Annotated in this window: 13 protein-coding genes; 10 read left to right on the top strand and 3 right to left on the bottom strand. The window is 65.6% G+C overall.

The window, feature by feature from the left end:
* Positions 1–12: 12 nt before the first annotated feature.
* On the bottom strand, positions 13–2,115 hold the full coding sequence (locus ABE493_RS13120; RefSeq protein ID WP_346499358.1) for a glycosyltransferase: 2,103 nt from the start codon (positions 2,113–2,115) through the stop codon (positions 13–15).
* Between the two features lie 96 nt (positions 2,116–2,211).
* On the opposite strand from ABE493_RS13120, the gene mrcB reads away from it, so the two are divergent.
* The 4 genes from mrcB (at position 2,212) to tsaB (ending at position 8,159) form a co-directional block, all read left to right on the top strand.
* Positions 2,212–4,638, top strand: coding sequence for a penicillin-binding protein 1B (gene mrcB / locus ABE493_RS13115; RefSeq protein WP_346499357.1), 2,427 nt, complete (start codon positions 2,212–2,214; stop codon positions 4,636–4,638).
* Positions 4,639–4,646: 8 nt separating this feature from the next.
* Complete coding sequence (locus ABE493_RS13110; protein ID WP_346499356.1) at positions 4,647–5,180, top strand: hypothetical protein; 534 nt, start codon at positions 4,647–4,649, stop codon at positions 5,178–5,180.
* A gap of 151 nt (positions 5,181–5,331) precedes the next feature.
* Positions 5,332–7,443 (top strand): ATP-dependent DNA helicase, encoded by a 2,112-nt coding sequence (locus ABE493_RS13105; protein ID WP_346499355.1) that lies wholly within the window; start codon positions 5,332–5,334, stop codon positions 7,441–7,443.
* An 8-nt stretch (positions 7,444–7,451) separates the two neighbouring features.
* Positions 7,452–8,159: a tRNA (adenosine(37)-N6)-threonylcarbamoyltransferase complex dimerization subunit type 1 TsaB gene (gene tsaB / locus ABE493_RS13100; RefSeq protein ID WP_346499354.1), complete on the top strand. Its 708-nt coding sequence runs from the start codon at positions 7,452–7,454 to the stop codon at positions 8,157–8,159.
* 266 nt (positions 8,160–8,425) lie between these two features.
* On the opposite strand, the gene ABE493_RS13095 is transcribed toward tsaB, so the two are convergent.
* Together ABE493_RS13095 and gshB are read right to left on the bottom strand one after the other, a co-directional pair.
* Positions 8,426–9,316 carry an energy transducer TonB family protein gene (locus ABE493_RS13095; protein WP_346499353.1) on the bottom strand — a complete coding sequence of 297 codons (891 nt, stop codon included), beginning with the start codon at positions 9,314–9,316 and terminating at the stop codon, positions 8,426–8,428.
* A complete protein-coding gene (gene gshB / locus ABE493_RS13090; protein WP_346499352.1) occupies positions 9,316–10,263 on the bottom strand; it encodes a glutathione synthase in 948 nt (315 codons plus the stop codon). The genes ABE493_RS13095 and gshB overlap by 1 nt, the downstream gene beginning before the upstream one ends.
* Positions 10,264–10,504: 241 nt before the next feature.
* Between gshB and pilG the strand changes: the two genes are divergently transcribed.
* The 6 genes from pilG (at position 10,505) to ABE493_RS13060 (ending at position 22,291) form a co-directional block, all read left to right on the top strand.
* Positions 10,505–10,906 (top strand): twitching motility response regulator PilG, encoded by a 402-nt coding sequence (gene pilG / locus ABE493_RS13085; RefSeq protein WP_057628851.1) that lies wholly within the window; start codon positions 10,505–10,507, stop codon positions 10,904–10,906.
* A gap of 19 nt (positions 10,907–10,925) precedes the next feature.
* Entirely contained in the window at positions 10,926–11,288 is a 363-nt protein-coding gene (locus ABE493_RS13080; RefSeq protein ID WP_057628819.1) for a response regulator, read from the top strand.
* Complete coding sequence (locus ABE493_RS13075) at positions 11,288–11,818, top strand: chemotaxis protein CheW (protein WP_062166655.1); 531 nt, start codon at positions 11,288–11,290, stop codon at positions 11,816–11,818. The genes ABE493_RS13080 and ABE493_RS13075 overlap by 1 nt, the downstream gene beginning before the upstream one ends.
* Before the next feature lie 41 nt (positions 11,819–11,859).
* A complete protein-coding gene (locus ABE493_RS13070; protein WP_346499351.1) occupies positions 11,860–13,896 on the top strand; it encodes a methyl-accepting chemotaxis protein in 2,037 nt (678 codons plus the stop codon).
* A gap of 108 nt (positions 13,897–14,004) precedes the next feature.
* Positions 14,005–20,964 (top strand): hybrid sensor histidine kinase/response regulator, encoded by a 6,960-nt coding sequence (locus tag ABE493_RS13065; RefSeq protein ID WP_346499350.1) that lies wholly within the window; start codon positions 14,005–14,007, stop codon positions 20,962–20,964.
* Positions 20,951–22,291, top strand: a complete 1,341-nt coding sequence (locus tag ABE493_RS13060; protein WP_346499349.1) for a chemotaxis protein CheB — start codon at positions 20,951–20,953, stop codon at positions 22,289–22,291. The genes ABE493_RS13065 and ABE493_RS13060 overlap by 14 nt, the downstream gene beginning before the upstream one ends.

Raw genomic sequence — 22,291 nt, 5'->3', positions numbered from 1 at the left:
AGGCAGCGGCTGCTATTTGGCGAAGAACACCCGCTGCACGGCTTGGCGTGCGGCGTCCATAGAGAAATGCCTGGTGATGTTGGCCAGCCCGTTGTCGGACAAACGCTGCCAGAGTTCGGCATCGTCATACAGGCGCAGCACGGCGTCGGCGAAGGCTTGCGGGCCGTCGGCGACCAGCACGTCCTGGCCGTGCTGCAGGTGCATGCCTTCCACGCCACAGGTGGTGGCTACCACCGGCTGGCCGTGGGCCATGCTCAGGTTGACCTTGCCCTTGACCCCTGCGCCGAAACGAAGCGGGGCCACGGCAACGCGCATGCGGGTCATGAAAGGCACCACATCCGGTACATAGCCATGCACCTGTACGCCGGGCCGGGTGGCAGCCAGGGCGTGGATGCTGGCCGGTACATCGGCCCCGATGCAGTGGAAACAGATATCCGGGCGCTGCGCGTGGATGAGCGGAAACACGTCGCCGATGAACCAGGTCATCGCATCCAGATTCGGTGGGTGGCGGAAGCCGCCGACGAACACAAGATCATGCCGTTGTGCCCAGGGTTCACCTGCGCCGGCGATTTCATGCAGGTTTGAAAGCAGTTCCACCCGTACCTGCGGTGCATCCGTGGCGAGTTGTTCCTTTTCCGCTGCGCTGACCAGCAAGGTCACATCGGTTGCCGCCATCACCGCCAGTTCGCTGGCGCGGGTGCGTTCGGCGCTGCGCAGCAGGCGTTGGTCGCGGGCCAGCTCCGCGCCGCGGCGCTCACGCAGATAGTGCAGGTCGACAGTGTCAAAAACAGTGCGCGCCTGCGGTGCGAACTGCTTGAGCAAGGGCAGACATTCGTTGGCGACGTGGTAACGCACCAGCATGACGACGGCGAAACGCTTGCCGTTGTCACGCAGCCAACTGCCGACGCGGTCGAGGAAGGGCGCGTGCCAGACTTCCACGCCGATCGCCTGCAAGGCCGCAGTGGCAGGGCTGGCCGGTTCGCCGCGGGTAGGCAGAAACACCACATGGGCGCCTTCAGCCAGCAACATGCGGATCAGGTTGAACTGGCGCAGCGAGGCCGAGTCGCGGTCGGGCTGCGGCACGCATTCGTCGATGATCAGGATCTGCCGCTGCCGGCGATGCAGCAAGGCTGGCGACGGCACGCTGCCCGCTGCGGGCTGCGCGGCAAGCGCGTCCTGCCAGGCGCTGGCGAAAACAGCCTGGTTGCGCACCTGGTAGGCCTTGACCCCGCTGCTGGTATCGGTGCCGTTGCTGGTGCCTTCATCGTGCACGACGCGGCTGGCCGGCTGTACCAGCACGCGGCGCCCGGCCTCACGCACCTTGAAGGCCAGGTCGGTATCTTCGTAGTAGGCCGGTGCATAGCGGCTGTCCAACCCGCCCAATTCCTCGAACAACAGCCGCGGTATCGCCAAGGCGGCGCCGGAGCAGTAATCGGCATCGCGCAATGCGCTGTAGCGGGGATCTTCGGCCGATTCAAAGCGGCCATAGCTCCAGCAACTGCCATCGGCGAAAACCACGCCGCCGGACTCCTGCAAACGGCCATCGGGATACAACAGCTGGGCGCCGACCAGGCCGGCGTCGGGAACCTGCGCGAAGGTGGCCAGCAACGCATCCAGCCAGCCGGGCTGCGGGATGGTGTCGTTGTTCAGCAGCACCACGTGGTCGCCGCGGCTGAGCCGCAGGCCATCGTTGCAGGCGGCGATGAAGCCGCCGTTGCTTGCGCGCAGGTGGTAGCGCAGCCCATCGATCTGCTGCATCCACTCGCGGGTGCTGTCGCTGCTGCCATCGTCGATGACCAGGATCTCGCAGCTGCTGGCAGGCGGATGTGCGGCCAGGGCGCGCAGGCAGGCCAGGGTGTGGCCGCAGTGGTTGTATACGGGGATGACGATGCTGGCTGCTGGTTGCTCGCTGCGCGGCACGCTGAACGGAACGAACGGGCCGTTGTCGGGGAAATACAGCGGCTCACGCTGCGCAGGCGGCTGGCGCCGGGTATGCACACCAACCCGGTGCAGGGTGGCGCGCCAGCCGCGGGTGCGCAGGCTAGCCAGGCCACGACGGGCCAGGCCGATGATGCGATTGACGGCGTAGCGCATATCGGCCAGCGAAATCGACATTCCTTTGGAACTCCAGCTTAAGCAGGGAACAAGCAGTCAACGCCCGCCGGGATGCGGCTGCGTTAGACTCGGTGCAACTCACATTCTCGCATCCCTGTGCCACGACGCCACGATTCCGACGAGCTCGACGACGATACCGACGGCAACAGCCCTGTGTGGCGCAGCCGCTTGATCACCTGGGGATTGGCCGCAGCCGCATTGGGGCTGGGCTTCATGATCCCCTATACGCTGTACCTGAACAGTCAGGTCAGCCAGCGCTTCGGTGAGCTGCGCTGGCAGATCCCGACCCGGGTGTACGCGCGGCCGTTGGTGCTCAGCGCAGGCACGGCGATGAACGCCAATACGCTCAAGACCGAGCTGGCGGCCTCCGGCTACCGCGATGACGGTGCCGGCAGCAGCCTAGGCACCTATCGCGTGCAGGGCGGCAGTTTCACCATTTCCAGCCGCGGCTATGTCGATGTTGACGGCAACGTTGCCCCGCGCAAGGTCGATGTGGTGGTGTCTGGTGGGCAGGTGGCCTCGTTGCGCGAGGCGGGCAGCCGCAAGGCGCTGAAAGCGGCGCGGCTGGATCCGGCGCGTATCGCCACCTTGTATGGCCAGAAGCAGGAAGAACGGCGGCTGGTGCGGGTGCGCGAAGTGCCGGAACTGCTGGTCACCGGCCTGCAGGCGGTGGAGGACAAGGATTTCGCGCGCCATCACGGCATCGACCTGAGCGGCATCGCGCGGGCGGTCTGGGTGACCGTGCGCAGCGGCGGTGAAACCCGCCAGGGCGCCAGCACCTTGACCCAGCAGTTGGCCCGCAGCGGCCTGCTCGGCATCGGCAAGGAACAGACCTTCACCCGTAAATTCAACGAGGTGCTGTACGCGCTTATCATGGAGGCGCGCTACGACAAGGCCACGATCCTGGAGGCCTATCTCAACCAGGTCTATCTGGGCCAGCGCGGCAAGCAGGCCATCCATGGGGTGTCGTCCGGCGCCGAGTTCTGGTTTGGCCGTGACCTCAATTCGCTGAGCAGCGAGCAGATCGCCCTGCTGATCGGCCTGGTCAAGGGGCCGTCGTACTACGACCCCCGGCGCAATCCCGAGAACGCGCTGGACCGCCGCAATTTCGTGCTGGGCAAGCTGCTTGAAAACAAGCTGATCGACGAAGCCGAATATCAACGCGCGATCAAGGCACCCCTGGGCGTGTCCAAGACCGCCGGTATCGCCGCCGCCAATCGCTTCCCGGCCTATGTCGACCTGGTGCGTCGTCAGCTTGGCAATGATTACCCGGAAAACGTGCTGCAGGGCGCGGGCTTGAATGTGTTCACCGGCATGTCGCCCTCGGCCCAGGCCTATGCCGAGGGTGCGGTGGCGCACACCATCAAGGCGCTGGAAAACAAGCGCCGCCCGGAGCTGCAGACCGGCCTGGTGGTGACCGACGTACACAATGGTGATGTGCTGGCGGTGGTTGGCAGCCGCGATGTTTCCGAGCCGGGCTTCAACCGTGCCATCGAGGCGCACCGCCAGGTCGGCTCGCTGCTCAAGCCCTTCGTCTATCTGCTGGCGTTGGCGCAGCCGGATCGTTACTCGCTGGCCAGCTGGGTGGATGACTCGCCGGTGACGGTCAAGCTCAGCCGCGGCCGCAACTGGACGCCGGGCAATGCTGACAACCGCAGTCACGGCACGGTGCGGCTGATCGATGCCTTGGCGCGATCCTACAACCAGGCCACGGTGCGGGTTGGCATGCAGGTCGGGCCGGAACGGCTGACCCAGTTGATGAATGTGCTGGCCGGGCTCAAGGCCGAATCCAATCCGGCGGTGATCCTGGGTTCCACCGACCAGAGCCCTTATGGCATGGCCCAGCTGTATCAGTTCCTGGCCTCTGGCGGCGAAATCCAGCCCTTGCATGCGGTGCGTGGCGTGGTGGATGCGCAGGGCAAGCTGCTCAAGCGCTACGACAAGAGCCCGGCGCCGGCGCAGGAAGGCGATTCGATTGCCGCCAACCTGATCAGCGTTGGCCTGCAGCAGGTGGTGTCCAGTGGCACGGCGTCGGGGCTGAACGCCGACGGCTTGTCGCGGCTGCAGGCGGCCGGCAAGACCGGTACCTCCAACGATGGCCGCGACAGCTGGTATGCCGGCTACACCGGCGACCATCTGGCGGTGATCTGGATGGGCAACGACCAGAACGAGCAGACCGGCTTGTTTGGTGCTTCCGGTGCGATGCGGGTGTGGTCGGGCATCTTCCGCAACCTGCCCAGCAAGGCCTTGCACGTGAACAACAAGGGCCTGGACTGGCAGTACGTGGAAGCGGCAGGCAGCAATGCCACCGATGAATCCTGCCCGGGCGCGCGCCGTTTCCCGTTCGTGGTGGGCTATGCACCGCCGTACGTGCCGTGCGCACTGCCGCCGGAAGTGCCGCTACAGGATGGTGCCGAGGGTACGCAGGAGCAATCAGGCGGTGGCTGGCGTGGTTGGTTGGGCCTGGACCGCAAGGAACCTGAACCGGCTGCTGCCCCCGCTGCGCAGACGCCTGCGCGATAATCAGGGCCATGAACACCACGTCCTTGATCCGCTCCGCGCTGGTTGCTGCTGCAGCCGTTCTGTCACTTGCAGGCTGTGTCAGCTCACCACCGGCGGCGCCGCGCGCGGCCGTTGACACCACCACGCCGGCGCAGCGATTGGCGGCTGTGGATGCCATCGCCGGTGCCGATGACACCGAGCTGTCGGTGCAGCCGCTGCGCGATGCGCAGGTGGACGATCTGCGCCAGACCGCCATTGCCCAGCGCAAGGCCGGTGACCTGGCTGCCGCTGCCGAAGCCTTGAACCAGGCCCTGCTGCTGGTGAACGATGACCCGGGCATCCTGCAGGAGCGTGCCGATATCGCCTTGCTGCAGTCCGATTGGGTACGCGCCGAAACGCTGTCCAAAAAGGCTCTGGAGCTGGGCTCGCGCACCGGCCCGCTGTGCCGCCGCCATTGGGCGACCATCGAGCAATCGCGCCTGGCGCGTGCCGAAACTCAGAACGCCGTCTCCGCCCATGCACAGATCGAGGGCTGCACGGTGCCGGGGATCAAGCGTTTTTGATGTGAGCAGGGAATCGGGCGCAGGGAATCGGCAACGCGAACGCGACAACAGCGCGTGGCGTGAAGCAGGGTGGGTTGCTACCGGGCGAGCATCAGTTACGGTGATTGCCTGCCCATGCGCTTGTCCACTGTCCGTTCCCGGCCGCTGAAACATGTCCTCCCTCGTCACCGCCAGCTGCGAAGCATTGAGTGAAGGCGGCGCGCTTGCGCGCCAGCTCGATGCCTTCGTGCCGCGCCCGGCGCAGCTGCGCTTGACCGGAGCCATTGCCGAGACCTTCCAGCAGCGCGATGTGCTGCTGGCCGAGGCCGGTACCGGCACCGGCAAGACCTACGCCTATCTGGTGCCGGCGCTGCTGTCCGGCTTGAAGACGATAGTCTCCACCGGCACCCGCGCGCTGCAGGATCAGCTCTATCACCGCGATCTGCCGCGGGTGCGCGCCGCACTCGGTGTTGGCCATCGCGCCGCCTTGTTGAAGGGGCGGGCGAACTATCTGTGTCGCTATCGGCTGGACCAGGCGCGCGGCGAACCCCGCTTCACTTCGACCGAACAGGTGGCGCAGTTCCAGCGCATCCTCGCCTGGTCCGGGCGCACCCAGTACGGCGACATGGCCGAACTCGATGGCCTGGCTGATGACTCGCCGTTGCTGCCGATGGTGACCTCGACGGTAGACAACTGCCTGGGCACCGATTGCCCGTTCTGGGGCGATTGCTTCGTGGTGCAGGCGCGGCAGCGGGCGCAGGAAGCGGACCTGGTGGTGGTCAATCATCATCTGCTGCTCGCCGACCTGGCGCTGAAACAGGAAGGCTTCGGCGAGATCCTGCCGGGCGCGCAGGCCTTCGTCATCGACGAGGCCCACCAGCTGCCCGAACTTGCCGCCAATTTCTTCGGTGAAGGCTTTGGCATGCGTCCGTGGCAGGAACTGGCGCGCGATTGCTTGGCCGAATGCCGCAGCGTTGCCGGTGCGCAGGCAAGCCTGCAGCAGCCGGTGGCGACGCTTGAGATTGCCCTGCGGGAACTGCGTGAGGCGATGGAAAAACTGCCGCAGCGCGGCACCCGTTGGCGCGCGCTGGCGGTGCCGGCGGTTGCCGAAGGCTTTGATGCGGTCGCGGCGGCGATGGCGCAGCTGCGCGATGCACTCAGCCTTGTGCGCGAAACCTCGCCCGGCCTTGATGCCTGCCACGCCCGCGCGCTGGAAGGCGTGTCGCGCTTGTCGCGCTGGCTCGACGATGGCGAGGCTGGCGCCGTCGATACATGGGATATCGATGATGCGCCGGTGGCAGCGGACGATGCCGCCGCCGAGCCAGCATCAACGGCTGGCGATTCGCTGTTCCCTGCCGACGACGGCAATGATGTGCTGTGGTACGAACTGACCCCGCGCGGCTTCCGTTGCCAGCGCACGCCGATGGATGTGTCCGGCCCGCTGCGCGAGCACCGCCTGCGTTCGATGGCAGCCTGGGTGTTCACCTCGGCCACCTTGACCGTCGATGGTGGCTTCGAGCATCTGGCCAAGCGCTTGGGCCTGGATGATCCGGATACCTTGGTCCAGCCCAGTCCTTTCGACTGGCAGCAGCAGGCCTTGTGCTATCTGCCGCAGCAGTTGCCCGACCCGGCGGCGCGCGGCTACGGCGCAGCCTTGATCGCGACCCTGCGGCCGGTACTGGAGGCCTCGCAGGGCAGGGCATTCCTGTTGTTCGCCTCGCACCGTGCATTGCGCGAGGCCGCCGATGCGCTGCGTGATGGGCCGTGGCCGCTGTTCGTGCAGGGCGAGGCGCCGCGCGCCAGTCTGCTGCAGCGTTTCCGTGAGTCCGGCAATGGCGTGCTGCTGGGTGCGGCCAGCTTCCGCGAAGGTGTGGACGTGGTCGGCGATGCGCTGAGCGTGGTGGTGATCGACAAGCTGCCGTTCGCCGCCCCCGATGACCCGGTATTCGAAGCGCGGCTGGATGCGATCCGTCGCCAGGGTGGCAATCCGTTCCGCGACGAACAGCTGCCGCAGGCGGTGATCGCGCTCAAGCAGGGCGTGGGCCGGCTGATCCGCAGCGAGACCGACCGTGGCGTGCTGGTGCTGTGTGATCCGCGCCTGCTGTCGCGCAGCTATGGGCGGGTCTTCCTTGATTCACTGCCGCCATTCCGGCGTACCCGTGCGCTGGCCGATGTGCAGGCGTTCTTTGCGCGACAATGGGCACCGGAGCACGGACCGCCGCCAGCGGCTGAAGAGCCGTCCGCTGATGCGGATACCGCTGCGCCCCCCTTTTCCCTGTCGTGATTGTCGCCATGAAGCTGCTTGCCTTTGAAACCGCCACCGAAGCCTGTTCCGTTGCCCTGTATGTGGATGGGCAGGTATTGGAGCGGTTTGAAGTAGCGCCGCGCCGGCATGCCGAGTTGAGCCTGCCCTGGGCCGAGCAGTTGCTGGCCGAAGCCGGTATCGCGCGCAGCCAGCTGGACGCCATCGCGCTCAGCCGTGGGCCGGGTGCGTTCACTGGCGTGCGCCTGGCCATCGCCATCGCGCAGGGCATCGCCCTGGCGCTGGATCGGCCCTTGCTGCCGGTATCCACCCTGCAGACCTTGGCGCTGCGCGCACCGGCAGATGCAGCGCGGGTGCTGGCCTGTATCGATGCGCGGATGGGTGAGCTGTACGCAGCGCGCTACCTGCGTGACGCCAACGGCGAGCTGCAGTTGCAGGAGCGCGAGTTGCTGGTGGCACCCGATGCGGTGCAGCTGCCGGCCGATGACAGCGTCTGGGCCGGTGTTGGTACCGGCTTTGCGGCGGGCGAGGGCGTGTTGAGCACACGCCTGCAATCGCGCCTGGGCAGCGTGGATGCACAGGCATTGCCGCGCGCCGCCGACGTGCTGAAGATCGCCGTGCCGGCGATGCTGCGTGGCGAGGCCATCGCTCCGGAGCTGGTGCAGCCGGCCTACCTGCGCGACAACGTCGCCCTGACCCTGGTCGAACAACAGGCGCTGCGCGATTCCAAGCGCTGAAGCAGCGATAAGGTTCGAAGCTTTTGTGGGAGCGGTGTAAACCGCGAAGCTCGTACATTCCCAGATTGCTATCAGGCTGGTTGCTCAGACAGCACCAGATTCGCGGTTTACACCGCTCCCACAACAACACAGCAGCAACGCCACCCCCTTGTAGGAGCGGCGTCAGCCGCGAAGCTCGTACATTCCCCGATTGCGATCAGGCTGGTTGCTCAGGCAACGCCAGCTTCGCGGCCTACGCCGCTCCTACAAATGCGCAAATGTCCGGCTCAACGATCATCGTGCAGCTGCCCGCCGGGCAGGAACATCCAGGTGCGGGTGACCTGCAGGATGTCGATGTCGTCGCTGGTCTCGGGCAGGGCCGGGAATGGCTGGGCCTGTTCGATTACCCGCAGTGCGGTGGCATCCAGCAGGGGCACGCCGCTGCTGCGCAGGATGCGGCTGCTTTCCACGCTGCCGTCGCGGCGCACGCCAACGGTGATCACTACCTGGCCGCCGAGCCGGCGCTGGCGCGCTTCATCGGGGTAGTTGAGGTTGCCCACCCGCTCGGCGCGGTCAACCCAGGCGCGCAGGTAGTTGGCATAGGCGTATTCGCGGGTGCTGGCCGAGACGAACTTGCGGTTCGGGCGTTTGGCGTACTGCTCCGAGCGCAGATGCACCTCGGCCGCCAGTCGCGCCATTGCCGCATCGCGCTGCTCGCGGGCGTTCATCGGCGCATTGGTGTCGGGACGATCCGGCAAGGGCTGGGTCTGCGCGCTGGCCACCGTGTCCTTGCCCTGGCTGCTGGTGATGATGCGTGCCTGCGGTGGTGGCGGTGCTGCCGCACTCTGCGCCTGCAGCGGCACGGGGGCCAGCCCGTTCTGCAACTGCGGCACGATGCCGGCCTGCGCATCGCGCGGGCGCTGGGCGGTGTCGTGGTCGCCGCCGCCCTGCTGGTTGGCCTGGGCCAGGAAATCGGCCTGCTTGGGCGTAAGCGGCGTGCTGGTCTGGCTGAAGATCACATCCAGCGTGGGTACCAGCGGCGCGTTGTCGCTCACCGCAAAACCCACCCCGAGTATCAACAGGCCATGCACCAGCGTGGACAGCACCAGCGTGGCGGTCAGGCGTTGCTGTTCGGTAACCCGCGGGGCGGCGGGCAGGACCTCAGGCTGGGAATACATCAGGCCAGGCCAGCCTCGATGGCATCGAAAAGCTGGCCGGCGATGTTCAGGCCGAACTGCGCATCCAGCTCGCGCACGCAGGTGGGGCTGGTGACGTTGACCTCGGTGAGGTAGTCGCCAATCACGTCCAGGCCGACGAAACGCATGCCGCGGCGCTTCATCTCCGGGCCGACCTGGGCGGCGATCCAGCGATCACGCTCGCTCAGCGGGCGGCCTTCGCCACGGCCACCGGCGGCCAGGTTGCCGCGGAACTCATCGCCCTGCGGAATCCGCGCCAGGCAATAGTCCACCGGCACACCGTCGATTAGCAGGATGCGCTTGTCGCCGGCAGTGATGTCGGGGATGAAACGCTGTGCCAGCGCCAGGTGCTGGCCGCCGTCGGTCAGGGTTTCCAGGATCACGTTGAGGTTGGGGTCGCCGGTACCGCTGCGGAAGATCGAGCGCCCGCCCATGCCGTCCAGCGGCTTGAGTACGGCCTGCCCATGTTCGAGCACGAAGGCCTTCAGCTCGCGCGCGTTGCGGCTGACCAGGGTCGGCGGGCAGCATTGCGGGAACAGCAGGGCGGCCAGCTTCTCGTTGAAATCGCGCAGCCCCTGCGGATCGTTGACCACGGTGGTCCCGGCCTGCTGGGCGACGCTGAGGATGTGGGTGTCGTACAGGTACTCGCCATCGAAGGGCGGGTCCTTGCGCATCAGCACGATCTGGCCAGGGCCAAATGCCAGTGGCGCGAACTCGCCCAAGCTGAACCAGCCGGCCTTGTCGTCACGGACCTGCAGCGGGGCTACTTCGGCCTGGGCCTGGCCGCCGTGCAGCGACAGCCCGCCGGGGCGCACGTAGTGCAGCCGGTGACCACGGCGCTGGGCTTCCAGCAGCATGGCAAAGGTGGTGTCCTTGGCGATCTTGATGTTGGCGATGGGGTCCATCACCACGATGACGTCTAAAGGCATGACTTGAATCCGGCAGATCTGGAGGAGGATGTTAGCGGTTCGCGGCGGGGTCGCACAGCGCGGAAATCGGAACGCTGAGGCTGAACGGCGTGCCGCTTTTAATGTGAAGTGGCTCACATTATCTTGATGATCAGCCTAGTCCTGCAGGCATCACTTGACAGTTTGCGGCAGGACTGGGATATAGATGCGCTTTCGCGGCAGCATCGCGTTCGATGCCGGTCGCGCGTTCGGGGAACAACAAATGGTTGAAAACATGGCTGCGGGTGGGGAACTCGCAGGGCTGAAGGTGATGGTCATCGATGACTCGAAGACCATCCGACGTACAGCTGAAACACTGCTCAAGCGTGAAGGTTGTGAGGTCGTGACCGCCACTGACGGTTTCGAGGCATTGGCCAAGATTGCCGACCAGCAACCGCAGATCATCTTTGTCGACATCATGATGCCTCGTCTGGATGGCTATCAGACCTGTGCATTGATCAAGGGCAACCAGCTCTTCAAGTCGACGCCGGTGATCATGCTGTCATCCAAGGATGGCCTGTTCGATAAGGCCCGTGGCCGCATCGTCGGTTCCGAGCAATACCTCACCAAGCCATTTACCCGCGACGAACTACTAGGTGCCATCCGCACATACGTCAACGCCTGACCAGGGGGGAAAGGCAAAAATGGCTCGAATTCTTTTGATCGAGGACTCACCGACCGACAGGGCGGTGTTTACACAATGGTTGCTCAAGGCTGGGCACGAGGTGCTGTCGGCAGACAACGCCGAGGACGGCCTGCAGATTGCCCGTGAGCAAGGCCCGCAGCTGGTGCTGATGGACGTGGTGTTGCCGGGGATGAGTGGTTTCCAGGCAACCCGCGCGCTGTCGCGTGACGAGGCTACGCGTGACATCCCGGTGTTGATCGTCAGCACCAAGGGCATGGAAACCGACAAGGCTTGGGGCATGCGGCAAGGTGCCAGCGACTACATCGTCAAGCCGCCGCGCGAGGATGATCTGATCGCGCGGATCAACAAACTGGTGGGTTGATGCGTTCTCCATTCGACATCCTTGAAGCCTACGAACGTCGCAGTCTGGCGCACGCGGTACAGCTGCCGGAGCGGAGCTTTTCGCAGGATGTCTGGCGTGGCGTGGGTTACCGCGTTGGCAGCCGGCATCTGGTCTCGGATTTCCGCGAAGTGGTGGAAATCGTGCCCATGCCGCCGGTTACCCCGGTACCGGGCGCACAGCCCTGGTTGCTGGGCGTGGGCAACCTGCGCGGCAACCTGTTCCCGGTGGTGGACCTGAAGAACTTCCTGGAAGGCGAGCGCACCGCGCCGCAGGAAGGCCAGCGCGTGTTGATCATGCGCCAGAGCGGCGGCGACGTTGCGCTGGTGATTGACGAGTTGTACGGCCAGCGCAGCTTCGAGGCACCGATGCAGGTGCCTGCCGGTGACATCGCACAAGGGCGCTACGCGCATTTCGTCGAACGCGCCTTCCATGATGAAGGCCGTGACTGGGGCGTGTTCTCGCTGTCGCTGCTTTCCCGCACTCCTGAATTCCGGCAAGCGGCCGCCTGATTGGCGCGCTTGCCTCTTCGTATTGAGACCGAGGTCGAACGATGAGTACTGCTCCTGAAGCCGCCAAGGCTGGCAAGCTTGGCAACGTAAGCACCAACTTCTGGTTGGGCTTGTTGGTGCTCTCGATGGTCGTGTTCGGTGCCAACACCGGCGTGGCCACCTGGCAGGGCAGCCGTCTGGCCGGCGCCAGTACCGGCGCCGCCGACTTGCAGGTGCTGTCACAGCAGCTGGCCAACCAGGGCCGTGAAGCCGTGGCCGGTAGCCGCGAAAGCTACGCAGCGTTCAAGGACACGCGCAGCAAGGTGGAAAGTACCGTCAGCGAGTTGCAGGGCCGTTACGGCAACGAGAGCGGCGTGTCCGGTCCGTTGGGCGCACTGGTTGATACCTGGAAGCCGCTGTCCAAGAACGCCGAGCAGATCGTCGCCTCCGAGCCGGCGGTACTGGCCTTGGCCGGTAACGCTGACAGCTTCGTCGGCGCGGTGCCGCAGTTGCAGGCACAGTTGAATGAAGTGGTGCGGGCGATGACCGCCGGTGGCGCCCAGTCCTCGCAGGTCTACAACGGCCTGCAGCAGGTGGTGGTGGTTGGCACCATGGCCCGTCGCGTAACCGAAATCCGCGCCGGTGGTGCTGGCGCGAGCGGCGCCGGTGACGCGCTGGCGCGCGACATGGTGGTGTTCACCCAGGTGCTGGAAGGCCTGCGCAACGGCAACGAAGAAATGGGCATCGCCGCGGTGCGCAATGCCAATGCACAGGTTGCGCTGGAACAGTCGGCCAACCAGTGGGCAAAGATGAAGAAGGATGCCGACGCCATTCTGGCCAGCTCGCGCAACCTGTTTGCTGCACAGTCCTCGGCGGCCGCACTGGCCACCGGCTCGGACAAGATGCTGGAGCGCAGCCGCAAGCTGTTTGACGCGTTCTCGGCATTCGGCTCGGCCCGCGATACCCGCATCTTCCCGAACTTCTGGTGGAGCGTGATCTTCGGCGGCCTGTCGGTGTTTTCGATCATCGGCTTCGTCTGGAGCACGGTGCGTACCCGTTCGCGCGAGCAGGACGTGCGTTACCAGACCCAGGTGGAATTCAACAGCCGCAACCAGCAGGCAATTATGCGTCTGCTGGACGAAATCAGCTCGCTCGGTGAAGGTGACCTGACGGTAAAGGCCTCGGTGACCGAGGACATGACCGGCGCCATCGCCGACGCTATCAACTACGCCGTGGACGAACTGCGCCACCTGGTGACCACCATCAACGACATCTCCTCGAAGGTGGCGGTGTCGGCACAGGAAACCCAGGCAACGGCAATGCAGCTGGCCGAAGCCGCCGGCCACCAGGCCGACGAGATCACCAGCGCCTCGGACCGTATCGGCGAAATCGCAACCTCCATTGAACAGGTCTCGCGCAACTCCACCGAGTCGGCCGAAGTGGCACAGCGCTCGGTGGTGATCGCCACCGAAGGTGCCGGCGTGGTGCGCCAGACCATTCAGGGCATGGACCAGATCCGCGACCAGATCCAGGAAACCTCCAAGCGCATCAAGCGTCTGGGTGAGTCTTCGCAGGAAATCGGCTCGATCGTGGAACTGATCAACGACATTTCCGAGCAGACCAACATCCTGGCATTGAACGCGGCCGTGCAGGCAGCCTCGGCCGGTGAGGCCGGCCGCGGTTTCGCTGTGGTGGCCGACGAAGTGCAGCGGCTTGCAGAACGTACCTCCGGCGCGACGCGTCGAATCGAAGGTCTGGTGCAGGCCATTCAGGCCGATACCAACGAAGCGGTTACCTCGATGGAACAGACCACCGCCGAAGTGGTATCCGGTGCACGTCTGGCCGAAGACGCCGGTACCGCACTGACCGAAATCGAACGCGTGTCCAACGCGCTTAACAATTTGATTAAAAGCATCTCCATCGCCGCCAACCAGCAGGCCTCGGCAGCTACCGACATCACCCAGACGATGGGCGTGATCCGGCAGATTACCGGCCAGACCTCGCAGGGCGCCGGGCAGACCGCCGATTCGCTGGGTCAGTTGAACCAGTTGGCGGCAGAGCTGCGCCGTTCGGTGGCCGACTTCAAGTTGCCGGCCTGAACGGACTGATCGGGCGGGGATGCAAAGGAATCAGCAGATGAAGTTTCGTCACAAACCAACGCAGGGCCGCCCGGACGGCATGCAATTGATGCTGCACGGGGGAGTGCGATGAGTACCTTGCGCGATGCGATGAGCCACGCAGCTCTGGGGTGGGTAAAACCCGAGCTGGACGAGACCCTGCGCCAGGTGCGCAATGAGGTCGAGGCTTACGTCGAAGAACCCAACGACAGCAGCCGCATGCGCTTCTGTGCCGGCTACCTGCACCAGGTGCAGGGCACGCTGCGCATGGTCGAGCTGTATGCCCCGGCGATGGTGGCCGAGGAGCTGGAGCTGCTCGCCAATGCAGTGCGCGACGGTGCCATCCCGGACCGCGACGAAGCCTGCGCTACGCTGATGCGTGGCACCGTGCTGCTGCCCGATTACCTGGAGCGCCTGCAGAACGGCCACCGCGATATTCCCATCGTGCTGCTGCCGCTGCTCAATGACATCCGCGCTGCACGCGGCGCTGAAGGCATCAACGAAAGCGTCTTGTTCGCCTTCAACCCCGATGCCAGCAACGCCAGTGCCGATGAGCTGGAGCACGCCCGCGGCAGCTTGAGCGGGCGCAACCGCGAACTGCTCGACACGGTCGGCAGTGCGGTCAAGGAAGAACTGATGCGCATCAAGGATGCGCTCGATCTGCACATGCGCATGGATGGCAATCCGGCCGACCTGCAGGTACAGGTCAACGAGCTGGGCGCCGTTTCCGACACGCTGGGTGTGATGGGCCTGGGCGTTGCCCGTGGCATCGTCGCGCAGCAGCGCGATTCGCTGCGCGAAGTGGTCAACGGCACGCGTCAGATCGACGACAACCTGTTGCTGGACATCGCCGGTGCGCTGCTCTATGTGGACGCGTCGCTGGATGACCAGGTGGCGCACCTCGGCGCCAATGTCACCGGTGAAGACGATCCGGGCTCGGTGGAAACCCGCCGCACGGTGGAAGTACTGGCGCATGAAGCCATTGCCAACTTCACCGCCGCACGCGAATCCTTCGTGGCCTTCATCGAGACCAATTGGGACCACGCACGCCTGGCCGAAGTGCCGCGTCTGCTGAGCGAAGTTTCCGGTGCCCTGCGCATGCTGGAACTGCCGGCGCCGGCAGACTATCTGCAGGCCGTGCGTCAGTACATCGACGTCGAACTGATTGCGCGCCAACGCGTTCCCAGCGGGCGTCAGCTCGACACCCTGGCCGATGCGATGGCCAGCCTGGAATACTTCCTGGAAGCCCTGCGCGATCGCCGTCCCGGCCGCGAGGAAATCCTCGACATCACCCGCACCAGCCTGGAAACCCTGCGCTATTGGCCGATCCCGGCATTGCAGGCGAATACCGACGGCCGCGCGGCAACGGTCATGGGTGAAGCAGCCCCGGCAGCGCACGCCACCACTGCGGCAACACCATGGGCGGCTGCGGCAAACGAATCGCTGGCCGCCGATCCGGCGCCGGTGGCGGTCACCGCCATTGTTGAGGAAGCCGAGCATGCAGAAGACGCAGTAGCTGCCGAGGCCGCTCCGGTCGCCGAGCAGGCACCGGTCAGCGCCACGCCGGTAATGCCGCCGCCGCTGCCGCCGATTGAGCTGGAGGACAAGCCGCAGGCAGCCGCCGAATACCCGTTGGTGTTTGGTGCGGCCATCAATGCCGTGGCCACGCCGGTGCAGACGCTGCAGGTGCCGAACGTGGCCGGGCCGTTGGTCCCGACCGAGGTAGCCGCGGCGGAGATTTCCGCGTTTGATCCGGTTGCCGCCGAGGGAGCGTTGTCGAACGACAGCAGCTTCGCGCTGGCGCCGCTGGCGCTTGAAGGGCAGGAAACCAGCACTGCGTCCGAAGCTGCGCCGGCATCGTTTGCCGCAGCGTTCGATCCGGTCGCCGCCGAGGACTTCGCGGTCGCTGACGCTGGCGACACCTACCGTTTTGATGATTCCCTGCTGACCCTGGACGGTACTGACGCAGCGCCGCTGCAGTCCGCCGATCTGGCCAAGGTCGCGCTTGCCGATGGCGATGTGTTCTTCAGCGCCGAGTTGGAAGCGGTTGCGCCGGCATTTGATGCTGCTGCACCGATGGATGCGCAGGTAGCCAACAACTGGGAGCTGGACGCTGCGCCGGCAGCACTCGCAGACGCCGGCATTGCCGGCGATGCGCTGACGCTGGAAGCAACGCCGGCCGACAGCCTGGAGGCCGCCTCGATCGAGCCGGTTTCCATGTTGGTTGAACCCGTGTCCAAGCTGGATACGGAAACCGCCGCGTTCATGGCGCAGCTCGATGCCGCCGCCGAAGCGTTCGATCCGTTCGCATTGCCGGAATCCCTGCAGGCCGAGCTGGTCACCGCCGATGTGGCCGACGCTGCGATCCACGGTGCAACGCCTGCGAAGGCCGCAGCGCCGGTACACCAGCTCGAAGGTGGCTTCATCGATGGCGGCGACGTCATCGATCAGGACATCCGCGAAGTCTTCATCGAGGAGTTCGACGAAGAACTGGAAAACCTGGGCAATCTGTTGCCGGCATGGCGCGCGGCGCCGGCCAATATGGAGCGCCTGCGCCCGGTGCGTCGCGTATTCCATACGCTCAAGGGCAGCGGCCGTCTGGTTGGCGCACGCACCCTGGGTGAGTTCAGCTGGAAGATCGAGAGCCTGCTCAACCGCGTGCTTGATGGCAGCCGTCCCGCCAGCCCTGCGGTACTTGCCGCAGTGACCCAGGCCTATGACGTGTTGCCGGAACTGAATGCCGCCCTGCGTGGTGCAGGCAGCATCCATTCCGATCTGCTGGGCATACAGGACGTGGCGGACCGCGTCGCCGCAGGCGAAGAAGCGTTCTACGTTGCCGGTGTCAGCGCAGTTGCCGATGCCGCCGCAGCGCAGGATATCGCCCCGGCTGCCGAGGTCGCTGAAGCGGTTGTGCCGGTCGAAACCGAACTAGCCGCAGCAGACCAGGACAACGATGCAGGCGGCACCCCGGCCTCGGTCGATGAGGTGCTGCGCGAGATCCTGGAAGCCGAGATCGGCGCCCATCTGGACACGGTCAACACCTGGCTGGCCGGATCCGTGGCGCAGCCGCAGCCGGTTTCCGAAGACCTGTTGCGTGCCGTACACACCATGAGTGGCGCTTTCGCCATGACCGACGTGCCGGTGATCACCCAGATCACCAGCCCGGCTGAAACCTTCGTCAAGCGTTCGTTGGCCGCGGCGGTCACGCCGACCACGGCAGGCGTGGATGCGCTGGCGCAGATGGCCTCGGCCGTGCACACCACAATCACCGCGCTGCGCGCACCTTCGCCCCGCATTCCGGCATTCCCGGGTGTGGCCGAGCGCCTGCAGTCGCTGGTCGACGCCTTGCCCGATGCCAAGTGGCCGCCGATGGCCGCCGAGGATGAGCTGGCCATCGTTGATTCCATTGACGCCGATGCAGTGCAGGGTCCGCTGTCGGCAGGCAACGACGTAAGCGCTGAGCTGGTCGGTGTCGAAGACCTGTCGGCTTACTTCGACTCCAGCTTGTTGGATGAAACCCCGGGTGACGCCGTACCGGTGGCCGCCGCTGAACTGCCGGTTGCCGCGTTTGAGCCGGAAATCGTTCTGCCGACCGGCGTTGACGTGCGTGCGGATGCGGACATGCTGGCGGAAGCGCCGGAACCCGCAGAAGCTGTCGAAATTGACGCGCCGTCGATCGCGTTCGCAGCCGATGCCGCTGTTGACGCCGAGCCGGCAACGGCTGCCGTCACTGACGACGTGCACGCACAGGAAGATGTCGCAGCGCCACTGGATGGCGGCGCGGCAGACGACGCGCAGCTGGCCGTGGATGCGGTAGATGGCTACGACGCAGTCCGCGCTTCGACCTGGGGCCATGCCTCCGATGCCGCTGAGCCGACGCAGGCCATGGAAAGCACCGACGCGCCGCTGGCCGACGACGCTTCCGGGGCTGCTGCCGAGTCCTTCATTGCTGCAGATGCCGATAACGCACTTGAGGATGCAGTGGCCGCGCAGACTGAAAACACCCAGGATGACGCACAGGCAGCTGCCGAAGGTTCCGCGCACGCGGATGATCACGACAGCGTCATTGCGCGCGCCCTGGCCATCGCAACCGGTGCGGGCGCACTGGCTGCAGGCGTGGTCTACGCAGGCACGACGGCTGAAGCCGATGCCGAGGCTGACACTGAGGCAGCAGAGCTGGCTGCGCAGAGCGAACAGGACGCACAGCCGCTGACGCAGGCCGATGAGGCCGCGCAGATGGTCGAGCCTGCACAGGGCGCTGAACAGTACGAGCAAGTGCTTGCTGGCGATGCCGAGCAGGCAGCGGCAGATGCCTTGCCGGTGGATGAAGATGCAGTTGTTGCGACTGCGGATGATTCCGTGTCCGAGCTGGAATCCGTTGATCCGCTGGACGCGTCCGCAACTGTCGCAACGCAGATCGAACAGGACGAGACGGCAGACGAAGCCGCCGCAGCCGAAGAATCGGCATCGCTCGAAGACGTCGCCGGAAATGACCCGGTGGACGCTATTGAAGTCGTCGAAGTTGTCGAAGCCGTCGAAACGGTCGAGATTGCCGAGCCGGTTGAGCTCGAGTCTGTCGTCGTCGCCAAGGCCACGCTTGCCCCGTTGACCGCAGCACTGCCGGAACAGGTAGAAGCGCCGGCCGTCGCCGTGGCAGTCCACGAACTGGATGCTGGCCCGCTGGACTTCGCCGACCTGGATCGTGAGCTGGTCGATATCTTTGTCGAGGAAGGCAAGGATCTGCTCGACCATTGCGATGGTCTGGTCAATGACATGCGCGCCGCGCCGGAAGATCGCGAAGCGCTGGCGGGCCTGCAGCGTGATCTGCACACCCTCAAGGGTGGCGCGCGCATGGCCGGTATCAACGCCATCGGCGACCTCGGCCATGGCATCGAGTCGCTGCTGGAAGCCGTTGCGGCCAACCGTACCGAGATCACCCGTGCCGACGTGCAGCTGCTGGAGCGCGGTTTCGACCGTCTGCATCAGCTGTTGATCCGTACCGGCGAGCACCGTGCGGTGCAGATGCCGAGCGACCTGATCGAAGCGTTCGAAGCCCGTACCGATGGCCGTGCCGAAGCCGCACAGGCGCTGGTCGAAGCGGCGGTCACTGCAACCGACACCGTTGTGGTCGAGGTCGCGGAAGACGCGGTGCAGCCGCAGCCGCTGGCACATATCGAGCCCTTGTCTGCGCCGTTGCGCGAAGAACCGGCCGGTGCCGAAGAAGAAGGTGCACCGCGCGGACAGGAACAGGTGCGCGTGCGCGCCGACCTGCTCGACAGCCTGGTCAACCACGCCGGCGAAGTGGCGATCTACCGTTCGCGCCTGGAGCAGCAGCTCGGTGCCTTCCGTGGCGCCATGGCCGAGCTGGATCGCACCAACGCCCGTCTGCGCGACCAGCTGCGTCGTCTGGATCTGGAAACCGAAGCGCAGATCGTGGCGCGTTACCGCCGCGAACACGAACAGGCCGACCAGACCTTCGATCCGCTGGAACTGGACCGTTTCTCCACCCTGCAGCAGCTCAGCCGTGCGCTGAACGAATCGGCGGCCGACTTGGGCGGTCTGCAAGGTGTGCTGGACGATCTGTCGCGCAACTACGACACGCTGCTGCAACAGCAGTCGCGTGTCAGCTCGGAACTGCAGGACGGGCTGATGCGTGCGCGCATGGTGCCGTTCGATGGCCTGGTGCCGCGCCTGCGTCGCGTGGTGCGCCAAGCCGCGCAGGAAACCGAAAAGCAGGTGCACCTGAAGCTGGAAGGCACCCACGGCGAACTCGATCGCAACGTGCTTGATCGCATGGTCGCGCCGCTGGAGCACATGCTGCGCAACTCGGTTGCCCATGGTCTGGAGCAGCCGGCTGCACGTACTGCTGCAGGCAAGCCGGAAGAAGGCGAAATCGCACTGCGTCTGCGCCGCGAAGGTTCGGAAATCGTGCTGGAAGTCGGCGATGACGGTGCCGGCCTGGACCGCGAGGCAATCCGTCGCCGTGCCGAGCAGCGTGGTCTGCTGGGCAGCGATGAGCAGATCGACGACAACCAGCTGGACCAGATGATCTTTGCATCGGGCTTCAGCACCAGCGAGCAGGTCAGCCAGCTGTCCGGCCGTGGTGTCGGCATGGACGTGGTGCGCAATGAAGTGCGTCAGCTCGGCGGCTCGGTGGACATCCACTCGGTGCGTGGCCAGGGCGCAACCTTCACTTTGCGCCTGCCGCAGACGTTGGCGGTTACCCAGGCGGTGTTCGTGCGTATCGGCGAAACCACCTATGCGGTACCGGTGGCATCGGTCAGTGGTATCGGCCGGATCTCCCGCCAGCGTTTCGAATCAGGGCAGGGCGGTTACCACTACAACGGCGAAGACTTCAGCCTGTACAACCTGGGCAACCTGGTGGGTCAGGTGGCGGCCAAGGCCGAAGGCCAGACCGAGATTCCGTTGCTGCTGGTGCGCTCCGGCGACCTGCGTGCGGCGGTGGCGATCGACCAGGTGCTGGGCAACCGCGAAGTCGTGGTCAAGCCGGTCGGCCTGCAGATCGCGTCGGTGCCGGGTATCTACGGCGCCACCATCACCGGCGAAGGCAATGTGGTGGTGATCCTGGACGTGGCACCGCTGGTGCGTCGTCATCTGACCCAGCCGCAGCAGACGGTGGAAGTGATCGAGGCCAGCAGCCAGCGCCATGTGCCGCTGGTGATGGTGGTCGACGATTCGCTGACCATGCGCAAGGTCACCAGCCGCGTGCTGGAACGTCACAACCTGGAGGTGGTCGCCGCGCGCGACGGCGTGGAAGCGCTGGAGCAGCTGGAAGAACGCATCCCGGACCTGATGCTGCTGGATATCGAAATGCCGCGCATGGACGGCTACGAGCTGGCCACCGCGATGCGTGCCGATCCGCGTTACAAGGACATCCCGATCGTGATGATCACCTCGCGCAGTGGCGACAAGCATCGCCAGCGCGCATTCGAGATCGGCGTGCAACGCTATCTCGGCAAGCCGTACCAGGAGTTGGATTTGATGCGCAATGTCTATGACCTGCTGGGGATCGCCCGTGCACGCGACTGACGACACTGCCAAGCCCGTTGCCCTGCTGGCCCGTGCTGGCGCCGCCCGCGATCGCCTGCGCGAAGCACTGATCGCTGCCGGTGGCCGCATCGTGCTGGAGGAAGACCCCAACCAGCTGGAGCCGGCTTCGCTGGTCTCGGCTGCGCCGCAGGTGGTGCTGGTCGCGCTGGAGCCGGCGGTCGAGGACGCGCTGGAACGGCTGGAATCGGTACTGGAAACCCCGGAACTGTCCTTGTTGTTCGAGGAAGCCGAACTGGCCGCGCGTCGCGAAGGCTGGGAGGCGCAGCGTTGGATCCGTCACCTGGCCGCCAAGCTGCAGGGCCATGGCAACGTGCTGCCGCCGGGCCTTGAGCATGAAGACGCCGAGCCGGCAAACACTCTGCAACCCGGCCTGCCGCCGCGTCCGGCCGATGGCCATGTGGATGCGCCGCTGCAGTTCCATCTGGATGAGGCGCAGGTGCAGGCCTATGACCTGCCCGCCGATGAAATCTACGAGGCACCGGCAAGTGCGCGTGAACCGCATGCCGAAGTGCTGTCGTTCGAGGAACTGATTGCCGGTGCCGCACAGCCGTCGTCCGTCGAAACCCTGCCTCCGCCGCTGCCGCCGGAACCGGTTACGGCTTCGGTCGAGCCTGCGGGCAAGGCGGCCGCAGCGCCGATCGGTGATTTCAGCAGCTGGTCCTTGCTGGACGAGGATGGCTACGAGACCGCGCCCGCCGCGCCGGTAGCCGCTGAGCCGCCGCCGGCATTGGCCAGTCTGCTCAACAGCGAGCTGTCGCTGGTAGACCTCGATGAGGGCGCTGCCGAGGGCAATGGCGCGGTGTTGTTGATTGCCGGTATTGGCGGCCCGGATGCGGTGCGCCGCGTGCTGGCCGGCCTGCCGGAAGATTTTTCGCGCCCGGTGCTGGTGCAGCTGCGACTGGACGGTGGCCGTTACGCCAACCTGGTCAAGCAGATGGCACGGGCAACGCCGCTGCCGGTCAGCCTGGCCGATCCCGGCCAGAGCCTGAACCCGGGCGAGGTCTATATTCTTCCCGATGTCATTGGCGTCGAATCAGCTGCTGGCGGCCTGCGTTTCTGCGCCGACGCCAACGATCTGCTGCAGGCGCTGCAAGCGGACCGCAGCGCGGTGCTGATGCTCAGTGGTGCCGATGTGGCGATGGTCGCGCCGGTGCTGGACTTCGCCGGCAAGGGTGGCTGGGTGGCGGGGCAGATCGGTGAGGGTTGCTATGACCCGGCCGCTGCCAGCCAGCTGGCTGTTGCTGGCATGAGCGCCGGTGATCCGGAATATCTCGCCGCCGAATTGGCTGTGCATTGCGCGGCGTGA

Source organism: Stenotrophomonas terrae (assembly GCF_039674165.1).
GTDB classification, from domain to species: domain Bacteria; phylum Pseudomonadota; class Gammaproteobacteria; order Xanthomonadales; family Xanthomonadaceae; genus Stenotrophomonas; species Stenotrophomonas terrae_A.
The sequence above is the reverse complement of the archived record's forward strand: the minus strand, read 5'-3'. Positions and strand labels throughout refer to the sequence as shown.

Coding starts and splice junctions, on each gene's coding strand:
- ABE493_RS13120 (WP_346499358.1), bottom strand. CDS start 2,115: ATGTCGATTTCGCTGGCCGATATGCGCTACGCCGTCAATCGCATCATC.
- ABE493_RS13110 (WP_346499356.1), top strand. CDS start 4,647: ATGAACACCACGTCCTTGATCCGCTCCGCGCTGGTTGCTGCTGCAGCC.
- ABE493_RS13105 (WP_346499355.1), top strand. CDS start 5,332: ATGTCCTCCCTCGTCACCGCCAGCTGCGAAGCATTGAGTGAAGGCGGC.
- tsaB (WP_346499354.1), top strand. CDS start 7,452: ATGAAGCTGCTTGCCTTTGAAACCGCCACCGAAGCCTGTTCCGTTGCC.
- ABE493_RS13095 (WP_346499353.1), bottom strand. CDS start 9,316: ATGTATTCCCAGCCTGAGGTCCTGCCCGCCGCCCCGCGGGTTACCGAA.
- gshB (WP_346499352.1), bottom strand. CDS start 10,263: ATGCCTTTAGACGTCATCGTGGTGATGGACCCCATCGCCAACATCAAG.
- pilG (WP_057628851.1), top strand. CDS start 10,505: ATGGTTGAAAACATGGCTGCGGGTGGGGAACTCGCAGGGCTGAAGGTG.
- ABE493_RS13080 (WP_057628819.1), top strand. CDS start 10,926: ATGGCTCGAATTCTTTTGATCGAGGACTCACCGACCGACAGGGCGGTG.
- ABE493_RS13075 (WP_062166655.1), top strand. CDS start 11,288: ATGCGTTCTCCATTCGACATCCTTGAAGCCTACGAACGTCGCAGTCTG.
- ABE493_RS13070 (WP_346499351.1), top strand. CDS start 11,860: ATGAGTACTGCTCCTGAAGCCGCCAAGGCTGGCAAGCTTGGCAACGTA.
- ABE493_RS13065 (WP_346499350.1), top strand. CDS start 14,005: ATGAGTACCTTGCGCGATGCGATGAGCCACGCAGCTCTGGGGTGGGTA.